19 protein-coding genes are annotated in these 19,250 nt (G+C 36.0%); 14 read left to right on the forward strand and 5 right to left on the reverse strand.

All coding sequences use genetic code 11. The annotated features are described in order from the left end of the window. The first annotated feature begins 64 nt into the window (after positions 1-64). From DF947_RS07810 to DF947_RS07825, 4 genes are all read left to right on the forward strand, one after another. Positions 65-1,351, forward strand: a complete 1,287-nt coding sequence (locus DF947_RS07810; RefSeq protein WP_109929126.1) for a DUF3472 domain-containing protein — start codon at positions 65-67, stop codon at positions 1,349-1,351. Between the two features lie 57 nt (positions 1,352-1,408). Then, the gene (locus tag DF947_RS07815) at positions 1,409-1,606 is read left to right on the forward strand and encodes a YwbE family protein (RefSeq protein ID WP_086548157.1); all 198 of its coding nucleotides are present in this window, start codon (positions 1,409-1,411) and stop codon (positions 1,604-1,606) included. Then, positions 1,606-2,139: a hypothetical protein gene (locus tag DF947_RS07820; protein ID WP_109929127.1), complete on the forward strand. Its 534-nt coding sequence runs from the start codon at positions 1,606-1,608 to the stop codon at positions 2,137-2,139. Before DF947_RS07815 ends, DF947_RS07820 begins: the two co-directional genes overlap by 1 nt. A gap of 105 nt (positions 2,140-2,244) precedes the next feature. Next, the gene (locus DF947_RS07825) at positions 2,245-2,493 is read left to right on the forward strand and encodes a DUF4834 family protein (RefSeq protein ID WP_109929128.1); all 249 of its coding nucleotides are present in this window, start codon (positions 2,245-2,247) and stop codon (positions 2,491-2,493) included. Between the two features lie 200 nt (positions 2,494-2,693). Here the strand turns inward: DF947_RS07825 and DF947_RS07830 are convergent, their stop codons facing one another. The 5 genes from DF947_RS07830 to DF947_RS07850 all read right to left on the reverse strand — a co-directional run bounded on the left by DF947_RS07830 (position 2,694) and on the right by DF947_RS07850 (position 6,653). After that, positions 2,694-3,155, reverse strand: coding sequence for an SRPBCC family protein (locus DF947_RS07830; RefSeq protein WP_109929129.1), 462 nt, complete (start codon positions 3,153-3,155; stop codon positions 2,694-2,696). A 10-nt stretch (positions 3,156-3,165) separates the two neighbouring features. Then, the gene (locus tag DF947_RS07835) at positions 3,166-4,092 is read right to left on the reverse strand and encodes a TIGR01777 family oxidoreductase (RefSeq protein ID WP_109929130.1); all 927 of its coding nucleotides are present in this window, start codon (positions 4,090-4,092) and stop codon (positions 3,166-3,168) included. Positions 4,093-4,096: 4 nt separating this feature from the next. After that, on the reverse strand, positions 4,097-4,912 hold the full coding sequence (locus tag DF947_RS07840; protein ID WP_109929131.1) for a DUF393 domain-containing protein: 816 nt from the start codon (positions 4,910-4,912) through the stop codon (positions 4,097-4,099). 101 nt (positions 4,913-5,013) lie between these two features. Beyond that, the gene (locus DF947_RS07845; RefSeq protein ID WP_109929132.1) at positions 5,014-5,520 is read right to left on the reverse strand and encodes a GbsR/MarR family transcriptional regulator; all 507 of its coding nucleotides are present in this window, start codon (positions 5,518-5,520) and stop codon (positions 5,014-5,016) included. Between the two features lie 50 nt (positions 5,521-5,570). Further along, positions 5,571-6,653, reverse strand: coding sequence for an alginate lyase family protein (locus tag DF947_RS07850; protein WP_109929133.1), 1,083 nt, complete (start codon positions 6,651-6,653; stop codon positions 5,571-5,573). Between the two features lie 130 nt (positions 6,654-6,783). Here DF947_RS07850 and DF947_RS07855 point away from each other — a divergent pair, with 130 nt between their 5' ends. The 10 genes from DF947_RS07855 to DF947_RS07900 all read left to right on the forward strand — a co-directional run bounded on the left by DF947_RS07855 (position 6,784) and on the right by DF947_RS07900 (position 19,248). Continuing rightward, the gene (locus tag DF947_RS07855; protein ID WP_109929134.1) at positions 6,784-9,279 is read left to right on the forward strand and encodes a YfhO family protein; all 2,496 of its coding nucleotides are present in this window, start codon (positions 6,784-6,786) and stop codon (positions 9,277-9,279) included. A 351-nt stretch (positions 9,280-9,630) separates the two neighbouring features. After that, positions 9,631-10,485, forward strand: coding sequence for a UDP-2,3-diacylglucosamine diphosphatase (locus DF947_RS07860; RefSeq protein ID WP_109929135.1), 855 nt, complete (start codon positions 9,631-9,633; stop codon positions 10,483-10,485). A gap of 20 nt (positions 10,486-10,505) precedes the next feature. After that, positions 10,506-11,498 carry a glycosyltransferase family protein gene (locus tag DF947_RS07865; protein WP_109929136.1) on the forward strand — a complete coding sequence of 331 codons (993 nt, stop codon included), beginning with the start codon at positions 10,506-10,508 and terminating at the stop codon, positions 11,496-11,498. A 267-nt stretch (positions 11,499-11,765) separates the two neighbouring features. Next, positions 11,766-12,746 (forward strand): DUF6427 family protein, encoded by a 981-nt coding sequence (locus DF947_RS07870; RefSeq protein ID WP_109929137.1) that lies wholly within the window; start codon positions 11,766-11,768, stop codon positions 12,744-12,746. 136 nt (positions 12,747-12,882) lie between these two features. Next, positions 12,883-13,617, forward strand: coding sequence for a type III pantothenate kinase (locus DF947_RS07875; RefSeq protein ID WP_109929138.1), 735 nt, complete (start codon positions 12,883-12,885; stop codon positions 13,615-13,617). A gap of 1 nt (position 13,618) precedes the next feature. Continuing rightward, positions 13,619-14,911, forward strand: a complete 1,293-nt coding sequence (locus tag DF947_RS07880; RefSeq protein ID WP_240615334.1) for an OmpP1/FadL family transporter — start codon at positions 13,619-13,621, stop codon at positions 14,909-14,911. After that, on the forward strand, positions 14,911-15,486 hold the full coding sequence (locus DF947_RS07885; protein ID WP_109929140.1) for an LptA/OstA family protein: 576 nt from the start codon (positions 14,911-14,913) through the stop codon (positions 15,484-15,486). Before DF947_RS07880 ends, DF947_RS07885 begins: the two co-directional genes overlap by 1 nt. Positions 15,487-15,707: 221 nt before the next feature. Then, the gene (locus DF947_RS07890; protein ID WP_109929141.1) at positions 15,708-17,792 is read left to right on the forward strand and encodes a peptidylprolyl isomerase; all 2,085 of its coding nucleotides are present in this window, start codon (positions 15,708-15,710) and stop codon (positions 17,790-17,792) included. A gap of 66 nt (positions 17,793-17,858) precedes the next feature. Then, complete coding sequence (locus DF947_RS07895; protein ID WP_109929142.1) at positions 17,859-18,374, forward strand: DUF2480 family protein; 516 nt, start codon at positions 17,859-17,861, stop codon at positions 18,372-18,374. A gap of 100 nt (positions 18,375-18,474) precedes the next feature. Beyond that, positions 18,475-19,248 carry a DUF3108 domain-containing protein gene (locus tag DF947_RS07900; protein ID WP_109929143.1) on the forward strand — a complete coding sequence of 258 codons (774 nt, stop codon included), beginning with the start codon at positions 18,475-18,477 and terminating at the stop codon, positions 19,246-19,248. The last annotated feature ends 2 nt before the right edge of the window (positions 19,249-19,250 follow it).

Raw genomic sequence — 19,250 nt, forward strand, 5'->3', positions numbered from 1 at the left:
TTTCATCGGATATAGGATAAGGAAGCATCAATATAGATTGTTTCCGATTCAAACTAATCACAAAATGAAACCCTTAAAACACCTTTTCTTTATCCTATTTCTGTTTGTTGGCTTTATTTCTTTCGGTCAAACATCCATTTCTTTACCACTAGCAGGCAATGCGTACAGTTCTATGCATGTAGATGGAAGCAGAACCATCACCAATTTGGGGATTGCCAATTGGAAAAATCCGAATGAATTTTTTACAGTTTATTTCAGAGTTACTAAGCCGGGTTCGGTGGAGATCTCTATAATAGATAAACCCGTAATTGATGGAAAATCAACCTTAGAGTTCAGCATCAATAATCAATCGAAGAAAATTGCATTCAATCAATCTAAACCTTTCGACGGTAAAATCGGCGAATGGAAAATTAAGGATACAGGCTATATTGCTTTAAAAATTACGGGCATCAGCAAAACTCAAAATCAATTTCCTTCTTTTTCTACCTTAAATATTTCTGGAACTGTTTTGGATGGTAAGGTTGCATATGTAAAGAACAACGAGGGTAATTTTTTCCATTGGGGCAGGAGAGGTCCATCGGTTCATTTAAATTATCTTCAACCAGAAAGTTTAAAGGCCGAATGGTATTACAATGAAGTTACAGTTCCGGTTGGGCAAGATATTATGGGTTCTTATTTCATGGCGAATGGTTTTGGCGAAGGTTATTTCGGGATGCAGGTAAATAGCCCTACAGAACGTCATATTTTATTTTCGGTATGGAGTCCATTTAGTACCGATGACCCTAAAAGTATTCCAGAATCGCACAAAATTAAAATGCTTAAGAAAGGCGAAAATGTACATACAGGAGAATTTGGCAATGAAGGTTCTGGCGGACAGAGTTATTTAAATTACATTTGGAAAGCCGGGAATACGTATAAGTTTTTATTGCACGGTGTTCCAGATAAACACAGTACAACAACTTATACGGCTTACTTTTTTGCACCAGAAATGGGTAAATGGCAACTAATTGCAAGTTTTAAAAGACCTTTAACTCAAACGTATTTAAAAAGATTTCATTCCTTTTTAGAAAATTTTGTTCCAGAGCAAGGCGATAAATCAAGAATGGTTCTCTTTAACAATCAATGGATTTGCGATGATAAAGGAAATTGGACTGAGTTAAAATCAGCCAGATTTACAACCGATAATACCGGTGCTAAAGGTTACCGAATGGATTATGGCGGAGGAATTGAAAAAGGATCTTTTTATTTAAAAAACGGTGGGTTTTTTAATGATTTTACAACGCCAAAAATTATTTTGAACAGGACATCAACCGGGAAAAAACCTGAAATAGATTTTAGTAAATTGCCATAGTATTCAAAATAATTATGGAATTTTGATGCTTCTATCATCAGTATTATTACAGCGCAAATGGACGGGCAAAACAGAAAAGACATTTATCCAGGATTAGAAGTCGGAATTATCTTGAAGAAAGATCAACGATCGGGAAACATCACTTATGGTGTGGTTAAAGATTTACTTACTTCTTCGGCATTTCATTCTCGGGGAATAAAGGTTAGGCTCGAAGATGGTCAGGTAGGCCGTGTTGCTGAGATAATCGAAGACTGATGAAACTTAAAGCTTTACTAATCTTATTTTTAATTTTTGCCGGCAATGCCTCGGCTCAGATATCAGATGCCTTTAATCGTGATTTGGAAAAGAATCGGGTTATTAAATCTGAAAAGCCTGTAAGAATTTGTGCACCATCAAGGGCTGGAGTGCTTGCAAATCCGCCGCTTTATGTAGTTAATGATATTGAAGATTTTAATCCCACTAGCTTTTCAGCAATCAATCCAAAGGATATAGAATCTATGCAGGTTTTTAAATATTCTGAGGCAAAAGACAAATACGGCGATAAAGCAAAGAATGGTGTAATTTCGGTTACATTAAAGAAAGGGGTTAAACTTCTTGCTCTTTACAAAGTGTTGGGTAAAATCAAAAAGAGAGATTTAAATTTGCCAATCTACATCAATACTGAGAAATTAATAATTCGAGAGGGTTTTTACCTATCAGAGAATAAAATTGAAAGCGTAAAAGTGATTGAAAAACCTACAGATAAAATTAAGGAAGAAAGGTACATTCAGATTTTGTTAAAACCATAAGGGGAGGCTTTACGTTAATAATTTGTAATCAAATTGCAATTAAAGATTAAAAAAGTAACAAAATAAAATTACCTACGTCTATATTTGTAGTAACATTAAATTAATATGCCACTAATAAAATTCATTTTCATAACCATATTGGTGCTTTGGTTGCTCAGACTTTTAATCCGTTTGATTCTGCCAATGCTTTTCAATAATCTGGCAAGTAAAATGCAACAACAGGCAACAGGTCAGCAACAGCAAAGAAGATCGAAACCTGAAGGTTCTATTTCGATAGATTATATGCCTCCAAGACCAGATCAAGGCAAAACAGATAAACTCGGCGACTTTGTAGATTACGAAGAAGTTAAATAAAAATTTACAACCCTGAACTCGTTTCAGGGTTTTTTGTTTTATGGCTTTTCTGATTATTGATCGTCATTTCGAACGAGTTTTCCACGAAGAGAAATCTTTGACATATTCAACCGATATTCTCAATACTTCTCTTTAAAAGATCTCTCTATTTCGCTAAGCTCCAGTCGAGATGACGATAGGTCTCCAAAAAAATTAAAGGTCTAAATTGTTTGAGGCTTTTCAGCTTCTAGTTTGATTATTTTATTTCTTTTAATCAGCAATTTTTCCAAGTATTTTTTTAAAAATAATCGTTCGGCTAGCCGACCAAAAATTCCAAATGGAGCTTTAAATTCAAAGAAATCGATCATTTCAGTTTTTGATCCAATTGATTTAAACTTATGTTGATGTCTGAGCTTCGCAAATGGGCCGTCAATCATCTCATCAATAAATAAATGGGGATATTCTAGAACTGTAATTTTATTGGTCATTTTTAAATAAATCCCAAAATGTTTGGCTTTCCAGGTTACAAATTCGTTTAATTCTATTAATCCCGATTGCTTCCCGCCGATTGCTTTCTCATTAGAATTTCGCATCGATTGCACATGGAGATCTATGCTTCGGGATAAATCGAAGCATTTTCCAATAAATGCATCAATTGTAGTTTTAATGGTGATGGTTTGCATTTTAAGTTTTTTAAACCCTTAAGCTCAAAATATCATGAACAGCCTCTTCAAATTTTCCATATTGAAATTGAAAACCACCGTTCAATAAGATTGTAGGAACAACCCATCTGCTTTTTAAAATCAGTTCAGTTTCAGTTCCGATTATTCTGGCACCCATTTCCAATAGCCATGCAGGAGCAGGCAAGCCAAAGCTAATTCCATAAGCTTTTCTAATATTGCTCATTAAAAGCTTGTTTTTGATTACATCTGGAGCAGTACAGTTTAGTACACCTTGTATTTCTTCGTGATTAAGCAACCATTCTATACTATTCGCAACATCCTGTTCGTGTACCCAGCTCACCTGTTGCTCGCCGTTTCCTTGTTTTCCACCCATTCCTAATTTTACAAGCGTAAGTAAGCGGGGAAAAGCGCCGTCGGTTCTACCCATAACAATGCCCATCCTTAAGGCTATTTTCCGCGTTTTAGGCGTTTCACTTTCAAAAAAACATTTCTCCCAAGCTTTGCAAACGTCAATAGAAAATCCATATCCAACTTCTCCATCTAATTCATTTTGAGGTCTATCTTCCGCATGGCGATAAATGGTAGCGGAGGTTATATTGATCCAGAGTTTTGGCGGATTTGCTAAGCCATCAATTACTTTTCCCAACAATTCAGTAGGAAATATTCTTGAATTGATAATTTCGCTTTTGTTTCTTTCAGTGTATCTGCAGTTTACATTTTTACCACATAAATTTACGAGCAAGTCTGCACCATTTAATGCTTCTTTCCAAGGCCCAATTGTTTTTCCGTCCCAGATTAAAGTCTTGATATTTCCATTTTCGGCTTCAGGTTTTCTTGATAAAATTATAACTTCATTTGCAAGTGCACTAAAATGTTTGGCTAAAACACCACCTAAATATCCATTACCTCCAGCTAGAACTATTTTTCCGTATTTCATGATTTTAAAAGCTTAAAATTAATCCCAAAACAATTAAACGATATATTACCCAACTGACACTCATTACCCAGCCAAGCTTTAAAAGCTTACTTCTGCGGATATGTTCTAAAAGCATTAACCCGGCAACAAATAAGAAGTAAAGCATAAAGAATATTGGATTGAACTCGAAATGCCTTGCAACAAGTAAGGTTGGAATCAACAATAATGAGCCCGCAAAAGAAATGGTCATCATGTTGCCGAGGTAATCCCATAACTTATCTTTTTTGTAGAAACTTATGATAATTCCTTGAAAAATCATTTGTCCGCCACAGATTAAATACTCTCTGTATTCGCCGCCGAGTGGAACAAAATCAGTTAACAAATAAGCGTATTTAGTTAAAATAAATGCTGCAGCCAACCAGCTGAATAATAAATAGGCAATACGATAATGGATTTTAAAGCTTGGCTGTAAAGTGTTTTCCTTAATTTCAGCTGGGATAATTACTTTCCGATTGTAAGAAACAAAAGCATACACTTTGCTCATTATCCAGATAAATGGTCTAAATCCAAAAAGAGGTTTGAAAATAGGGAACGCATTTCCAATAATTTTAAATAGACTTTGAATACCATAAGTTACTTCTCCGGTTTCGGTATTTACGAGTGCGATTTCATTTGCCGCTCTTTGCTGATTTACCAAAGGGCAAATTTCTGTAGGCATATTTTGGTAAGCCTCGCGACCGTTATTTGGCAACATCCCAACTTTAACAAATGCTTTGGTGTAAACGTAGCACATTGGACATTCATTATCGAACAAAATGATATGGTGATTAAGCGTTTTCATATTATTTTAATTTTTAAACTTTCAGTAAAAAATGAAAGAATGGATTTAAAAATAAAGCCATATCATAAAATAGGGCTTAAGTTTTTAACCGTCTTGGTTCTCTATTTAAAAACTTTTAAGATAGAACTCCAAAACCAATTCTCTTCGGCTTTAAGCATGGTTTCCAGGGTTTTGTCGACGTTGTTAGCAAGCTTATTTATATCTGTAACCGATTTTTTGAAGGTTTTAAATTCTGGATCCTTTTCATCGCCAGCTACGGTAGAAAGTTCATTCAGAATTTTAAGCACAGGTTCTAATTCTCTTTTTTTGCGCTCTTTGGCTACCTGGCGGGCAATGTTCCAAACATCCTTATCAGCAAAAAAATACTCTTTTCGTTCGCCGGCTTTATGTTGCTTTTCGATTAATCCCCAACCTATTAAATCGCGAAGTGTCATATTTGCATTGCCTCTTGAAATACTTAAACTCTCCATAATATCTTCTGTGGTTAATGCCTCAGGAGAAATTAAAAGTAAGGCATGTACCTGAGCCATGGTTCTATTAATTCCCCATTCGGAGCCTAATTTTCCCCAAGCTTCTATAAATTTCAGTTTTGCTGCTGCTAATTCCATAAACAAATATAGATATTATTTTAAACTTTCAAAACTTATTGAAACTTTATTTATTTTGAAAATAGGATTTGATCAATGATGGTTTGCCAGTTTTTAGCCTTTTGATCTATTGATGATAGAACTGCAATTTGTGTAGGATCGAAATAAATGGATAGTTTAATCACAGGCAAAGCTAAAGTTGGTTTAAACATGGTGCCTGGCGCAAAGCCTGGTTCGTTATTTTTAGCTCGATCTCGATCAAACTTAACGGTGGTGTTTACATACTCTTCATGTTGTTTTTCTCCCTTGATATAGGGCAACAGCCAATTAACCGATTTTTGAATTGATGAACCTTTTGGCGATTCGTATGTGTAAAAATTTATTCCTTTTGCTCTGTCGATTATGATTGCCAATCTTAACATGGGCTCTAAATCATAAACGTGGTAATGCATGGCATCACGTTGTTTAAAATCTATACTTGTTCCATCAGCATTTAAATTAACGTTGATTTGTGTTTTCAGATTTTCAATCGCCCAATTGATGAATTCTTGATCATTTAAGGCGAAACCAATTTCGCCAACAATTTTTAATCTATGCGAATTCCAGTTATTGGTTGCTGTTCCTCGTCCTGCAACCATTCTTTTACTGTTTATTTCTGCTAGTGCGGTGGCAGAAAGCCAATTATCTATTAATTTTTTATCGGTTGGTGTAAGCTCGCTTTTAGTCAAATCATAAGCTTCTATAGCATCATCCAAATTTGTATCATCAATAGGATCGCCATTAGGCTGATTGATTTTAGACCATGCCTTCAAAAATTCTGCACATTTGCTTAAACATTCTTTATTTCCACTTAAACGATATTCGAGTGCCAGTGCAAACATCTTGCTCATATCTTTTAAAGCAAGGGATGTCTTTTCCTTTTTAGGATTTCCCTTTAATAAACCTTCGGTACGGATGGTATCGATGGGATTTGGTTGCTCATCAAGATATTTTAAAGTAGATTTTTGAAACCCTATGTAAAGTTTTTTGGTCTCTAGATCTTTTGTAATCAATGTTTTCAGCTTCGTAATTTCTTGGGGATTTAAGCTTACAATCTGAGAAAACGACGACAGCGATAAACTAGAAATGGCTATTGTTATTAGAAACTTTCTCATAATAAAACAGTTGAATAAGGAATCGTTTACACAAATCTAATTTATTTATTACCGAAGCATTTAATTTATTCCTTTTTTATCCCGCTCAATTTTTTATTTTTGACGTTCGTTTAAACTTAAACAAACCTTAATGAATAACTGGTTTAATAAAAATGGCATTCATTTAGCCATCATTGCATTTTTTGTAGTCATTTGTTTTGCCTACTTCAGTCCTGTTTTACAGGGTAAAGCGCCACAACAAGGCGATGTGTTGCAGGCAAAAGCCATGCAGAAAGAGATTATGGATATTAAAGCAACCGGACAAAAAGGCCCACTTTGGACCAATCAGATGTTCGGAGGTATGCCAGCCTATCAAATCTGGGTGCAGTATCCTTTAAACATTACAACCTACGGCATCGATATAATTAAGGGTGTTTTCCCAGATCCTGTTGGTACCGTTTTATTATATTTATTAGGTGCATATCTATTATTCTGTGTACTCAAAATAAATCCGTGGCTCGCTGCCGCAGGCGCTATAGCTTTTGCATTTACATCGTATAATTTTATAATTATAGCTGCGGGCCATAGCAATAAGGCGCTTGCAATTGGGTTTTTTGCGCCAATTTTAGCGGGAATAATTCTTACATTAAGGGGAAGATATCTGGTTGGAGCAAGTTTAACGGCTTTGTTTATGGCTTTGGAGATTCGTTCGAACCATATCCAAATGACGTATTACCTATTTATTGCCTTATTTATTTTTTCCTGCATTGAGCTATATCACGCTTATAAAGCAAAGCAATTACAGGCATTTGGAAAAGCAGTGGCTTACGTAATCGCAGGTCTTTTCCTGGCTGTGTTGGTAAATGCAGGTACTTTGTGGACAACCTACGAATACGGTAAAGAAACCATCCGGGGTAAATCTAACTTAACTACCGATAAAGCTGAACCAGCGACTGGTTTGGATAAAGCTTATGCCTACCAATGGAGCCAGGGTGTTGGTGAGAGTTTTACGTTTCTAATCCCGAATTTATATGGTGGTGCAACCAGCATTGATGAATTGGTTAAACCAGAAAGCAATACGTATAAAGCGATAGAAAAAAATCTTGCAGGCGTAGATCCTCGTCAGGCTATTGGATATTTTGCTCAAAATTTAGGCGCACAACAATATTGGGGAGATAAACCGGGCACTTCTGGCCCTTATTATTTTGGAGCCATTATCTGTTTACTTTTTGTATTCGGTTTATTTATAGTAAAACACCGTTGGAAATGGTGGATTTTAGGAACTAGTATTTTATTGTTACTCCTTTCATTCGGATCTAACTTCCCATACATTTCTGATATTTTCTTCAATTACCTACCGGGATATAATAAATTTAGAGCAGTAGAATCTATTCTTGCTGTTTTGGGTTTATTGGTTCCTTTCTTGGCTATTCTTGCTATTCAAGAAGCGCAGGAAGGCAAGTATGATCAAAAATATTTAGTACAAAGATTAACTTGGTCTGCAGGGATAACAGGCGGTTTTGCCTTAATCATAGCAATTATTCCAACTGCTTTCTTCAGCTTCACAACTTCTAATCAAGCACAGATTGTAGATGCTTTAACACAGACTTTGCAGAATAATAGGGGTGCGGCAGAGCAGATTAGCAACGCCTTAATTTCTGATCGTGTTGCTTTGGCCCGTGCCGATGCATTGCGCACATTATTATTCTTGGCAATTGGTTTTGGAATTACATGGGCTTTCATCACGAAAAAACTTGGCTTACAACTTGCCTTTGGGTTGTTGGCATTTGCAATTTTAATTGATATGTGGCAGGTTGACCGTCGTTATTTGAGTAATCAAAACTTCGTAAACAAATCAGAGCTCGAAAATCATTATCAGCCAAGAGATGTGGATAATTTCATTTCTGCGGATAAAGACCCAAATTTCAGGGTTTTCGATTTATCGTTAGGCGATCCATTTAAAAGTGCAGAAACCTCTTACTTCCATAAAACTGTAGGTGGTTTCCATTCGGCAAGGTTAAAACGTTTTCAAGAATTGGTTGACAATCAGTTAACCAAAAGCATCAATCAGGATGTTTTGGATATGTTGAATACAAAATACATCATCACTCAGGATCAACAAAACGGATCGTACAAAATGCAACGCAATGCCACGGCATGTGGTAATGCCTGGTTTGTTCAAAGTGTTCAGTTTGCTAAAAATTCTGATGAGGAAATGAAGGCAATTAGCAGTTTCGATGCCAAGAAAGAGGCCATTGTAGATGAGAGTTATAAAAGCTTAATTGATACCAAACGTCTTGGTACAGGTGTGGAAGGTTTTATTAAATTAACAACCTATACTCCTGATCATTTGACTTATGATTATTCTACCGCGAAAGATGCGATTGCAGTTTTCTCTGAAATTTACTACAATAAAGGCTGGAAAATGTATATCGATGGGGTAGAAAAACCATATTTCAGAGCGGATTATGTTTTACGTGCAGCTCAACTTGAGGCTGGAAATCACAAACTGGAATTTATTTTCCATCCTACGTCATACTATGCAGGAGAGAAAATCTCTTTGGCCGGATCAATTGTATTATTGGCGGGATTAGGCTTCGGTTTCTATTCTGAAAATAAGAAGAAGAAAAAAGCAATCAAGGCGTAATTCAGAATTATTGATTTTTTAAGGGCTCGGATTTAAATAATCCGAGCTTTTTTTTGTTTAAATTCTGTATGCAATGTCACCAAATTATAGGTTTTAACATCTTTTGGCTATTGTGACAAAAGTTTAACAACTACTTAACAATCAGGTAATTTAATTGGCTCTATCTTTGTTAAAACTTACGGATATGCTACAGTCTTTTTTTGCCATCTGTTTATTAGTTATTGTTCTGTATTTCTTTAGCCCGTTCGATTTAACCGTCGATGAGGAAGAGGATATTTAGTTCAAATTCTATATTTCTAAACTGCTTTACTCAAGCGGTATCAAATTCTCTCCCCCCTAAAATTTTCTGTTATGGATAAAAGATATGTTGATGTAGTCGTAATTTCCGACGTGCATTTGGGTACCTATGGATGCCACGCAAAAGAACTTTTAAAATATTTAAAAAGCATCAAGCCCAAAAGGCTCATACTGAATGGCGATATCATTGATATTTGGCAGTTTAGTAAAAGCTATTGGCCAGAATCGCATATGAAAGTAATTCGCAAACTGATGAAATTTGTTTCTGAAGGCGTAGAAGTTCATTATTTAACCGGAAACCATGATGAAATGCTGAGGAAATTTGATGGGATGGAAATGGGCTCTTTTCACCTTCAAAATAAACTCATTTTAGAACTGGATGGCAAAAAAGCGTGGTTCTTTCATGGAGATGTTTTTGATGTAACCATGCAACATTCCAAGTGGTTGGCCAAACTCGGTGCAGTAGGCTATGATACATTAATTCTGATTAACAGCTTTGTAAACTGGGTATTAAATGCTGTTGGAAAGGAGAAAATGAGTTTCTCAAAAAAAATCAAAGCCAAATTTAAGGATGCGGTTAAGTTCATCAATAGTTTTGAACAAACCGCTGCAGAACTGGCCATTGAAAAGGGATACGAATATGTTATTTGTGGACATATCCATCAGGCAGAAAAGAGAGAAATCACATCTGATGCTGGTATGGTTACTTATTTAAACAGTGGAGACTGGGTTGAAAGTTTAACCGCTTTGGAGTACAACGATCAACAATGGGAAGTATTTAAATATGATCATAAGGATTTTGTGAAGGATGAAATGGATGACGGAATTTTATCTGATGCTGAAGATTTAAAAAGCAAACTCGATATAAATTTACTTTTACAAAATATTAAATATGAAATTGCCCAATAATTTTAGATATTCGGGCATAAATGAAGATACTTTACGCAATACAAGGCACAGGCAATGGTCACGTAAGCAGGGCAAGAGAAATTATTCCCTTGCTCCAAAAATATGGTGAACTTGATATTTTAATCAGCGGAACGCAGGCAGATGTTAAACTAAGTCAGCCGATAAAATATCAGTTGCACGGTTTCAGTTTTATCTTCGGTAAAAAGGGTGGGGTAGATCATTTTAAAACCTGGTTGAGCATGAATCTTTTCCGTTTTAGAAAAGATATGAAACAGCTGCCACTTAAAGAGTACGATTTAATTGTAAACGATTTTGAACCAGTAAGCGCCTGGGCTTGTAAACTGCAGGGCATTCCCTGTGTTTCGTTAAGTCATCAGGCCGCATTTAAATCCAAAAAAGTTCCGCGTCCAAAAACTATAGATTGGGGCAAAGTTATCTTGAGCCATTACGCACCAACAACACACCATATCGGTTTTCATTTTGACCGCTACGATAGTTTTATTCATACACCAGTAATTAGAACCGAGATTCGCCAATTGGAAAGCAAGAATTTAGGACATTACACGGTATATCTTCCAGCGATAGATGATAAAAGGTTGGTAAAAATACTCTCGCAGGTGCCTAACGTAGAATGGCAGGTTTTTTCTAAACATAATAAAGAAAGCTATAGAGAAGGCAACGTACTCGTTGAGCCTGTTAATAACGAAAAGTTTAATTTAAGTCTATCAACCTGTGAAGGTTTGTTTACGGGTGGTGGTTTTGAAGGCCCAGCCGAAGCACTCTATCTTGGCAAAAAATTATTGGTTGCGCCAATGCGTTTCCAGTTTGAGCAACAATGTAATGCTTATGCCTTAAAGCAGTTTGGCCTGCCTGTAATCTGGGGAAGCAATAAAAAGTGGATTCCGATTATTAAGGATTGGGTAGAAAAACCACAAACGCATACTTTCGATTTTCCTGATGAAACGGCGCAGATTATTGATGATATGGTGAAAAAGTACGCTAGGAAATCTTAATTCTAGGCTCTTTATCAACTTTCGCTATACGAGATGTCATTTCGCTGTTCGAGATGTTAGCATAGCGCATCTCGTACTTTGGATAATGATGGATTTCGAAGCCATCTATCAACTTGCCTAGGTTTAGAAAACTTGTGCTGGTCGAGATTTACAATCTCGTCCTAATTGAACTGCGGATTTGAAATCCGCCAATAAGAAAAGTTTAGTCTTTCAGCTTTCCTCGTACTCTTAAATTATTTTCTTTACTTTGCCTAACTATCAATAGGAATGATTAATCAGTTTAGAAAGTTAAATCCAGTTAACCTTATTTTTTTACTTGCATATGCATTTTTTATGCGTGCAGTTATATTTTACAGGGTTCCAAATCATTTAAACTTCGATTTTTTAGAGCCTTTTGCCCGGCCGTTAATCAATATAGATTTCTCAAATGCCTTTACTCCGATAACCAATATTTTCATCGCAACCGTATTGGTTTACATCCAGGCACTTATTTTCAATAGAATAATAAATAACCACAATCTTTTGGCCAAACCAAGCTTTTTGCCGGGTTTAATGTATATCGCCGGAACAAGTTTGTTTTTGGATTTTATGGTTTTAAGTCCGGCATTAATTAGTAATTTCTTGCTGATTTGGGTAATTGACAAGTTTTTAAAACTGTCAAAAAGCGCAAACTCTATTACCACTGTTTTCGATATCGGAATGATCATTGCCCTTGGCACCCTGATCTATTTCCCCTTCATGGCAATGCTGGTTATGATTTTTCTGGCTTTGCTCTTATTCCGTTCTTTTAACTGGAGAGAATGGATTGCAGGCTTGGTCGGATTTGTTACCGTATTCTTTTTCATTGCGGTATATTATTATTGGAATAATAATTTGGATTCTTTTTATCAAATATGGGAACCATTGGGCAATAAGTTCCCGGCCGTTTTTAAAATAAATTATAATGATTATCTGGTGCTTATTCCAGTAGCTGTAATTATCATATTGGCATCCTTACAACTCCGGGAGAATTTTTTTAGGAGTTTTATCAGTACTCGAAAAGGATTTCAATTGTTGTTTTTTATGTTTTTGGTTGCTGGTGCAAGCTTCTATCTAAAACCGAACTTCAGTATCTGGCACTTTCTGCTTTGTGTACCGCCTGGTGCCGTACTTTTAGCCTACTATTTTAGCAATGCAAAAAAACGGTGGTTTTACGAAACCCTGTTTCTTTTATTTGTGCTTTCGGTGCAGTACTTTCTGTTTGTTTAACCTTTTTTAACAAAATACTAGAACGAAACTTGCTAAAGATTAATAGCTTTGTGCCATGAAGTTTGGGTTAATGGCCTTTTCGAAAGATTTGCAATTGATTTTAATGAATATTTCGTTACCAAAAGAGAATGTTTAAATGATAAGATTAAGCATTGATATTGGCAATTCTTCTACAAAACTTGCAGTTTTTGCAGGTTCTGAAATCGTGTATCATCAACGTTTAGAGACTATTGATGTTAATGATCTGGCCTATTTGGTAGAAAAGTATTCGCCACAGAAATCTATCATTAGTACGGTAAAGCAAGAAGTTGATTTATTAGAACGCTTCTTAAACCAGCATACAACTTATACCCGATTTTCGACGTTATTGACAAAAGGGATACAGAATAAATATAAAACACCCACTACATTAGGATTAGATAGATGGGCAGCGGTTTTGGGCGCAAACGCATTGTTTCCGCATATAGCCTGTTTGGTTATTGATGCTGGCACCTGCATAACTTACGATTTATTAACCAGCAAAGGAGAATATTTTGGTGGGAGTATTAGTCCGGGGATTGCAATGCGATTTAAAGCCGTGCACGAGTTTACCGGCCGGTTGCCCTTGGTAAATTGGGATATTGAAGCTGAAATTCCAGATGGAACGGATACACAAACCGCTATAAAAAATGGCGTTTTGCAGGGAATTATAAATGAAACTGAAGGCTTTATTGCCTTAAATAATAAGAAAGAAAGCACTTTAAAGGTGATTATTACGGGTGGCGATGCTAATTTTTTGTATAAGCAATTACAAAACAGCATCTTTGCGCCTCAAATTAGTAAAGATCCCTATTTAGTATTAAAAGGATTAAATGAAGCTATTGCAGATTAAAATGTACAAAAGAATAAATTATATTACAGCCATACTCGTTCTAGTTTGTGGTTTAAGTGTTCAGGCACAGGTTACCACATCATCACCTTATTCGAGATACGGATTTGGAAATATCAAAGGTTCCTTACTTCCTCAACTTAGAGCAATGGGCGGTATTTCTACCGCAGTAAACAAAGTTTCTGGTTTTAATTACATCAATATGCAAAACCCTGCATCCTACGCAGGAATCAATTTAACCACAATTGATATTGGCATGAGTGCAAGTTTGACTAATCTATCAAAAGGAAGTACAAGCGAGAATAATTTCAACTCCACATTTAGTCATTTGGCGTTTGCTGCGCCTGTAACCAGAAGGTCTGCATTAAGTTTCGGTATTTTGCCATATTCAGATCTTGGATATAGCTACAGAAATACGGTAAAAGTTGATACCATGTCGGTTGATCAAATTTATCAAGGTGAAGGTGGTTTATCTAAAGCTTATTTAGGCTATGGATATCGTTTTGGAGATCACTTAAGAATAGGTGGTAACTTGGAATATATTTTTGGAAATCTACAAACTACACGTTCAACAGAATATGTTAGTTTAGGTTCTATTAACTCAAGGTTGCAAAACAAAAATAGTGTAGGTGGTTTAAATTACTCATACGGAATCCAATATGACATCAACGTAGGCGCTAAAACACTTTTAACCTTGGGCTATTCTGGTAGTTCATCAGGTAAAATTAATTCTTCGCAATCGTTCTTTGCTACGCAATATTCGTATGATGCAAGCGGCAATGAAAATACGGCGATTGATACTTTAAGCGCAATTGATAACGGTAAATCAAGCCTGAAACTTCCATTAACCCATAACTTTGGTATTGCAATTCAGCAAAATGATAAATGGATGGTTGGCGCTGATTTTAGAATGAGCAAATGGTCAGCGGTAAGCATCAACAATGTAAATCAAGGCTTGCAAGATAGTTGGGGTGCTTCAATTGGTGGTCAATGGACTCCAGATTATACATCGTACAACAGTTATATGAAACGTGTAGATTATCGCTTAGGGTTTAATTACGATAAAACCTTTATCAAGATCGGTAATCAGGATATTAAGCAAATGGGCGCATCATTAGGTTTTGGTTTTCCATTGCCATCTGCAAATGCAGGGTCTGCCTTTTATAAAATTAACTTTACAACAGAAGTTGGCCAGAGAGGAACACTCAATAATAACCTGGTTAAGGAACAATACATCAATTTCCACTTAGGCTTTACCTTAAACGATACCTGGTTCCGTAAGTATAGAGTAGATTAATGAAACTGAGCGCATTTATATATGTTGCATTTTTGGGGTTGTCTTTATTTTTGGCTTCCTGTGGAGATGACGACCTAAAAAATGCAAATTCGGTAGCTTCTGGTAAAATTACGCTAACCCGCGATACCACAAAAGGCGTTGAGATTGTTTATAGCGATTCTGCTCGTGTTAAAGCAAAAGGAAATGCTCCAATAATGGTAAAGATCACACCATCAACTGGAGGTACAGAACAGGAAATGCCCAGTGGCGTAAAGATCGATTTCTTTAATGTTCAAAATGGTACTGTTGATGGTACTCTAATTTCTGATTACGCGATTAGAAAAGACCAAGAACTAAAAACGACTTTTAGAAAAAATGTAATCGTTAAAAATAATAAGGGCGATACATTTTCATCTGAGGAGCTGATTTGGGATGAGGCTAAAAAACTGTTTTATTCCAACCAAAAAGTAAGAGTGCAAAGTGTAGACGGAAATATTGTTGAGGGTGTTAATTTCGAAGCGCCTCAGGATTTTAGCACATATAAGATTAATAATGGGAATGGGCAGGTTAATTTAAAAGATAACATTGCGCCATAGAACTTAGTAAATGCTCGGCTGATCAATTAGAGAATGTTAGAATTTGCAATTTTCGAGCATCATTCTATCAATTAATCATTCCATCATTCTCTCATTTTTTACACTAGCTATTTGCTTAAAAATTAAACACTTGATAAATAAAATTTTGTGTTTACTTTTTTGAGGCAAATTTGTATCTTGCGCCCTCTTAAAAAAAACTAAATAAATTTATAAAGTACAATATGGGATTAATGACATTTTTGCGTAACCGTGCTGGCTATATTCTAGTCTTTGCTATTGGTTTTGCAATTGTTGCATTTTTAGTAGGTGATGCAATTAACGTGGGTAAACCTTTTTGGGCAGCAAACCAAAAAACAGTAGGTTCGGTTGATGGGAAAGATATCAGCATTGATGAGTTCGGACCAAAGGTAGATCAGAATTTGAATCAATTTAAACAACAATACGGCGGTAGTGCAAACGCACAAATGACTGCAATGGCTGTAGATCAAGCTTGGAATGCAGAATTAGCTGGTGTTTTGTTAAATAAAGAATACGAGCGTTTAGGCTTAACTGTATCTGATGATGAATTATTGGATTTATTGCAAGGTCAAAATCCTAGCCCATTAATTAAACAGTATTTTTCTAATCCTCAAACAGGTCAGGTAGATCGTGTTACGCTTATGAACTTCCTTAAATCTAAGGAGCCTCAAGCCGTTAGCCAATCTAACTTATTGCAACAAGAGATTAAAAATCAAAGCTTACAACAGAAATATTCTAACTTAATCCGTAACTCGGTTTATGTAACTTCGTTAGAAGCAACAGATGAATACAATAATCGTAACAAACTGGCTAACTTCAAATATGTAAGCTTAGATTACACTTCAATACCTGATGCTTCGGTTAAACCAACTGATGCTGATTATTCTGATTATTACGATCAAAATAAAGCACGTTTCAACAATCCACAGGAAACACGTTCATTTGATTATGTAACTTTCAGCATTAGCCCAACGGCTGCAGATTCATTGGCAGTAAAAACTCAGGTTGATAAAATTGCGGCAAACTTTAAAGTGGCTCCAAACGATTCACTTTTTGCGGCAATTAATTCTGATGTTAAAATTCCTTTCACTTATTTATCTAAAGGTAAATTAGATCCAGCTGTAGACTCAGCAGTTTTTGCTTTGCCAGCAGGAAGTTTTTACGGACCAAAATTAACAGGAACATCCTACAAAATAGTTAAAGTTGTAGATACCCGTTTCTCACCAGATTCAGTAAAAGCAAGCCATATCCTAATCGATCCGGCTAAAGTTGGCGGCGAAGATAAAGCAGTTAAACTTGCCGATTCGTTAAAAGGCTTAATCTTGAAAGGTGGTAACTTCGCAGAATTGGCTAAGAATTATAGTGTAGACGGATCTAAAGACAAAGGTGGCGAGCTCGGTACTTTTGCTCGTGGTGCAATGGTACCTGAATTTGAAAACGCAGTATTCGATGGTAAAACAGGAGACATCAAAGTGGTTAAATCTCAGTTTGGTATCCATGTAATCAAAATCGAAAAACAAATCGGTTCATCTAAAGTAGCCAAGTTGGCTTATGTAGAGAAAGCTTTAGGCGCAAGCAGCAAAACTCAAGCAGCTGCCTACAAAGCCGCAAGTAATTTCTTAAACGATGTTAAAGGAAAAGATTTTAGCAAATACGCACAGGAGAAAGGCTTAAAAGTTGCGGTTGCAGACAAAATTGCGCCAACTCAGGGTTTCGCTGCTGGATTAGATAATCCACGTAAATTGATTCAAGACGCTTACGCTGGAGATAAAGGTGATGTATTGCCTGAAATCTACACTATGACAAATGCGTATGTAATTGCACATGTAACCGAGATTAGACCAAAAGGTACACTGCCACTAGAAGCTGTTAAGAAAGAAATTGAGCCAATGGTTCGCAACGCTGTTAAAGCTAAAATGCTGAAAGAGAAATTCGACAAAGCTGGCAAGGCAAGTTTAGATCAAATTGCTTCTAAAGTTGGTCGTCCGGTTAATCCAGTTCAGAATATTGTTTTCGCTAACCCAATTATTCCAGGCGTAGCACAGGAAAATAAATTGGTTGGTAGCGTATTCGGTTCTCAACCAGGTAAAGTTTCTGCCCCGGTAGATGGCGAACGTGGTGTTTACATATTCTCTGTAGATGGATTTACAAATCCAGCTCCAATTGCAAACATGTTTAAACAGAAAGAAAGCATGATGTTAAGTTTAGGTCAGCGCTCTTTAGGTGCGGCTTTCCAGGCTTTGCAGGATAATGCTACGATAAAAGACAATCGCGTGAAATTCTATTAATTAGAAATTACGTAATTTTGTAACCGTCCTAACTTTTAGTTTGGACGGTTTTTTTATTAATACGCCATGGAGATTCAAGAAAACATCATCAATAAGGTAGCAAGCAGCGGTTTAATTACTTTAAATTTAGAAGATTATTACGATCAAGGAGAAAGGGTATTGTATGATATCAAGGATAATCTTTTCCATGGCTTAATTTTAAAGGAAAAAGATTTTCGCGAGTTTATCAAAACGCACGATTGGTCTCAATATCAAGATAAAAATGTAGCAATCGTTTGTTCTGCTGACGCTATTGTTCCTACTTGGGCCTATATGTTATTGGCAAATAGAATGAAGCCCTTTGCAAAAGAAATCGTATTTGGTGGTTTAGATACGCTTGAAGCGGTTATGTTTACCAAAGCGATATCCAAAATAGATCCTAATACTTATGCCAATGAACGTGTTGTGGTAAAAGGATGTGGAGATATTGATATCCCTGTTTCGGCTTATGTAGAAATTACCAATCTTTTAACGCCAGTAGTTAAAAGCATTATGTTTGGCGAGCCTTGCTCGACAGTTCCGGTTTACAAAAGAAAAGATTAGTGAAAATTGGTTTGCTTTTTGCATATCTTTCGTACTGATTGTAGCGAATTAATCTTCTGGATATTTTGCAGAGATCAACACAAATGAAAAACACAAGCAAATGAAAACACTATTTTTAATTTTGGCAATGGCGCTTGGCGCTATGCCAGCCATAGCACAGGAGTTGCCCTTAGAGAAGAAGCCTGTATTTCAAGACGGGGAAGTTTTAAGCTATAAACTTAGATATGGGTTTATCACCGCTGCAGAAGCAACCATCAAAGTAACCAATTCTGATTTAAAATTTGATAACAAACCAACCTATAAACTTACCGTAGATGCACAAACATCAGGCACTTTTGATGTTTTTTATAAAATTAGAGACCATTATGATTCTTATATAGATAAGGTAGATTTGACACCTTATTTCTATCAGGAAAATATTAGAGAAGCCAGTTACAAACGACAAGATAAAGCAAGATTTAATCAGGATGGTAAAAAAGTAGTATCCAATAGAGGAACTTTTACTACCCCAACTACACAGACATTCGATTTGGTTTCTGCCTATTATTTTGCCAGAAGTCTGGACATTTCGAAACTTAAGATAGGAGATAAATTTAAGTTGAATTATTTTCTTGGAGATGAGATTTCGGCTCTGGAAGTAGAATATGTAGGAAAAGAAACGGTTAAATGTAAGCTTGGAAACATTAGGTGTTTAAAATTCAGCCCTTCGATAAAGCCAGGCAGAATTTTTAAAAAGGATAGTCGCTTATATCTATGGGTAACCGATGATGGAAACCGAGTGCCTGTAAAGGCCCAAGTAGAAATATTGGTTGGTGCAGTTACCATGGAGCTTAAATCTGCAGATGGTTTAAAATATGCTTTAGCAAAAGAATAATG

Source organism: Pedobacter paludis (genome assembly GCF_003173575.1).
Classification (GTDB): domain Bacteria; phylum Bacteroidota; class Bacteroidia; order Sphingobacteriales; family Sphingobacteriaceae; genus Pedobacter; species Pedobacter paludis.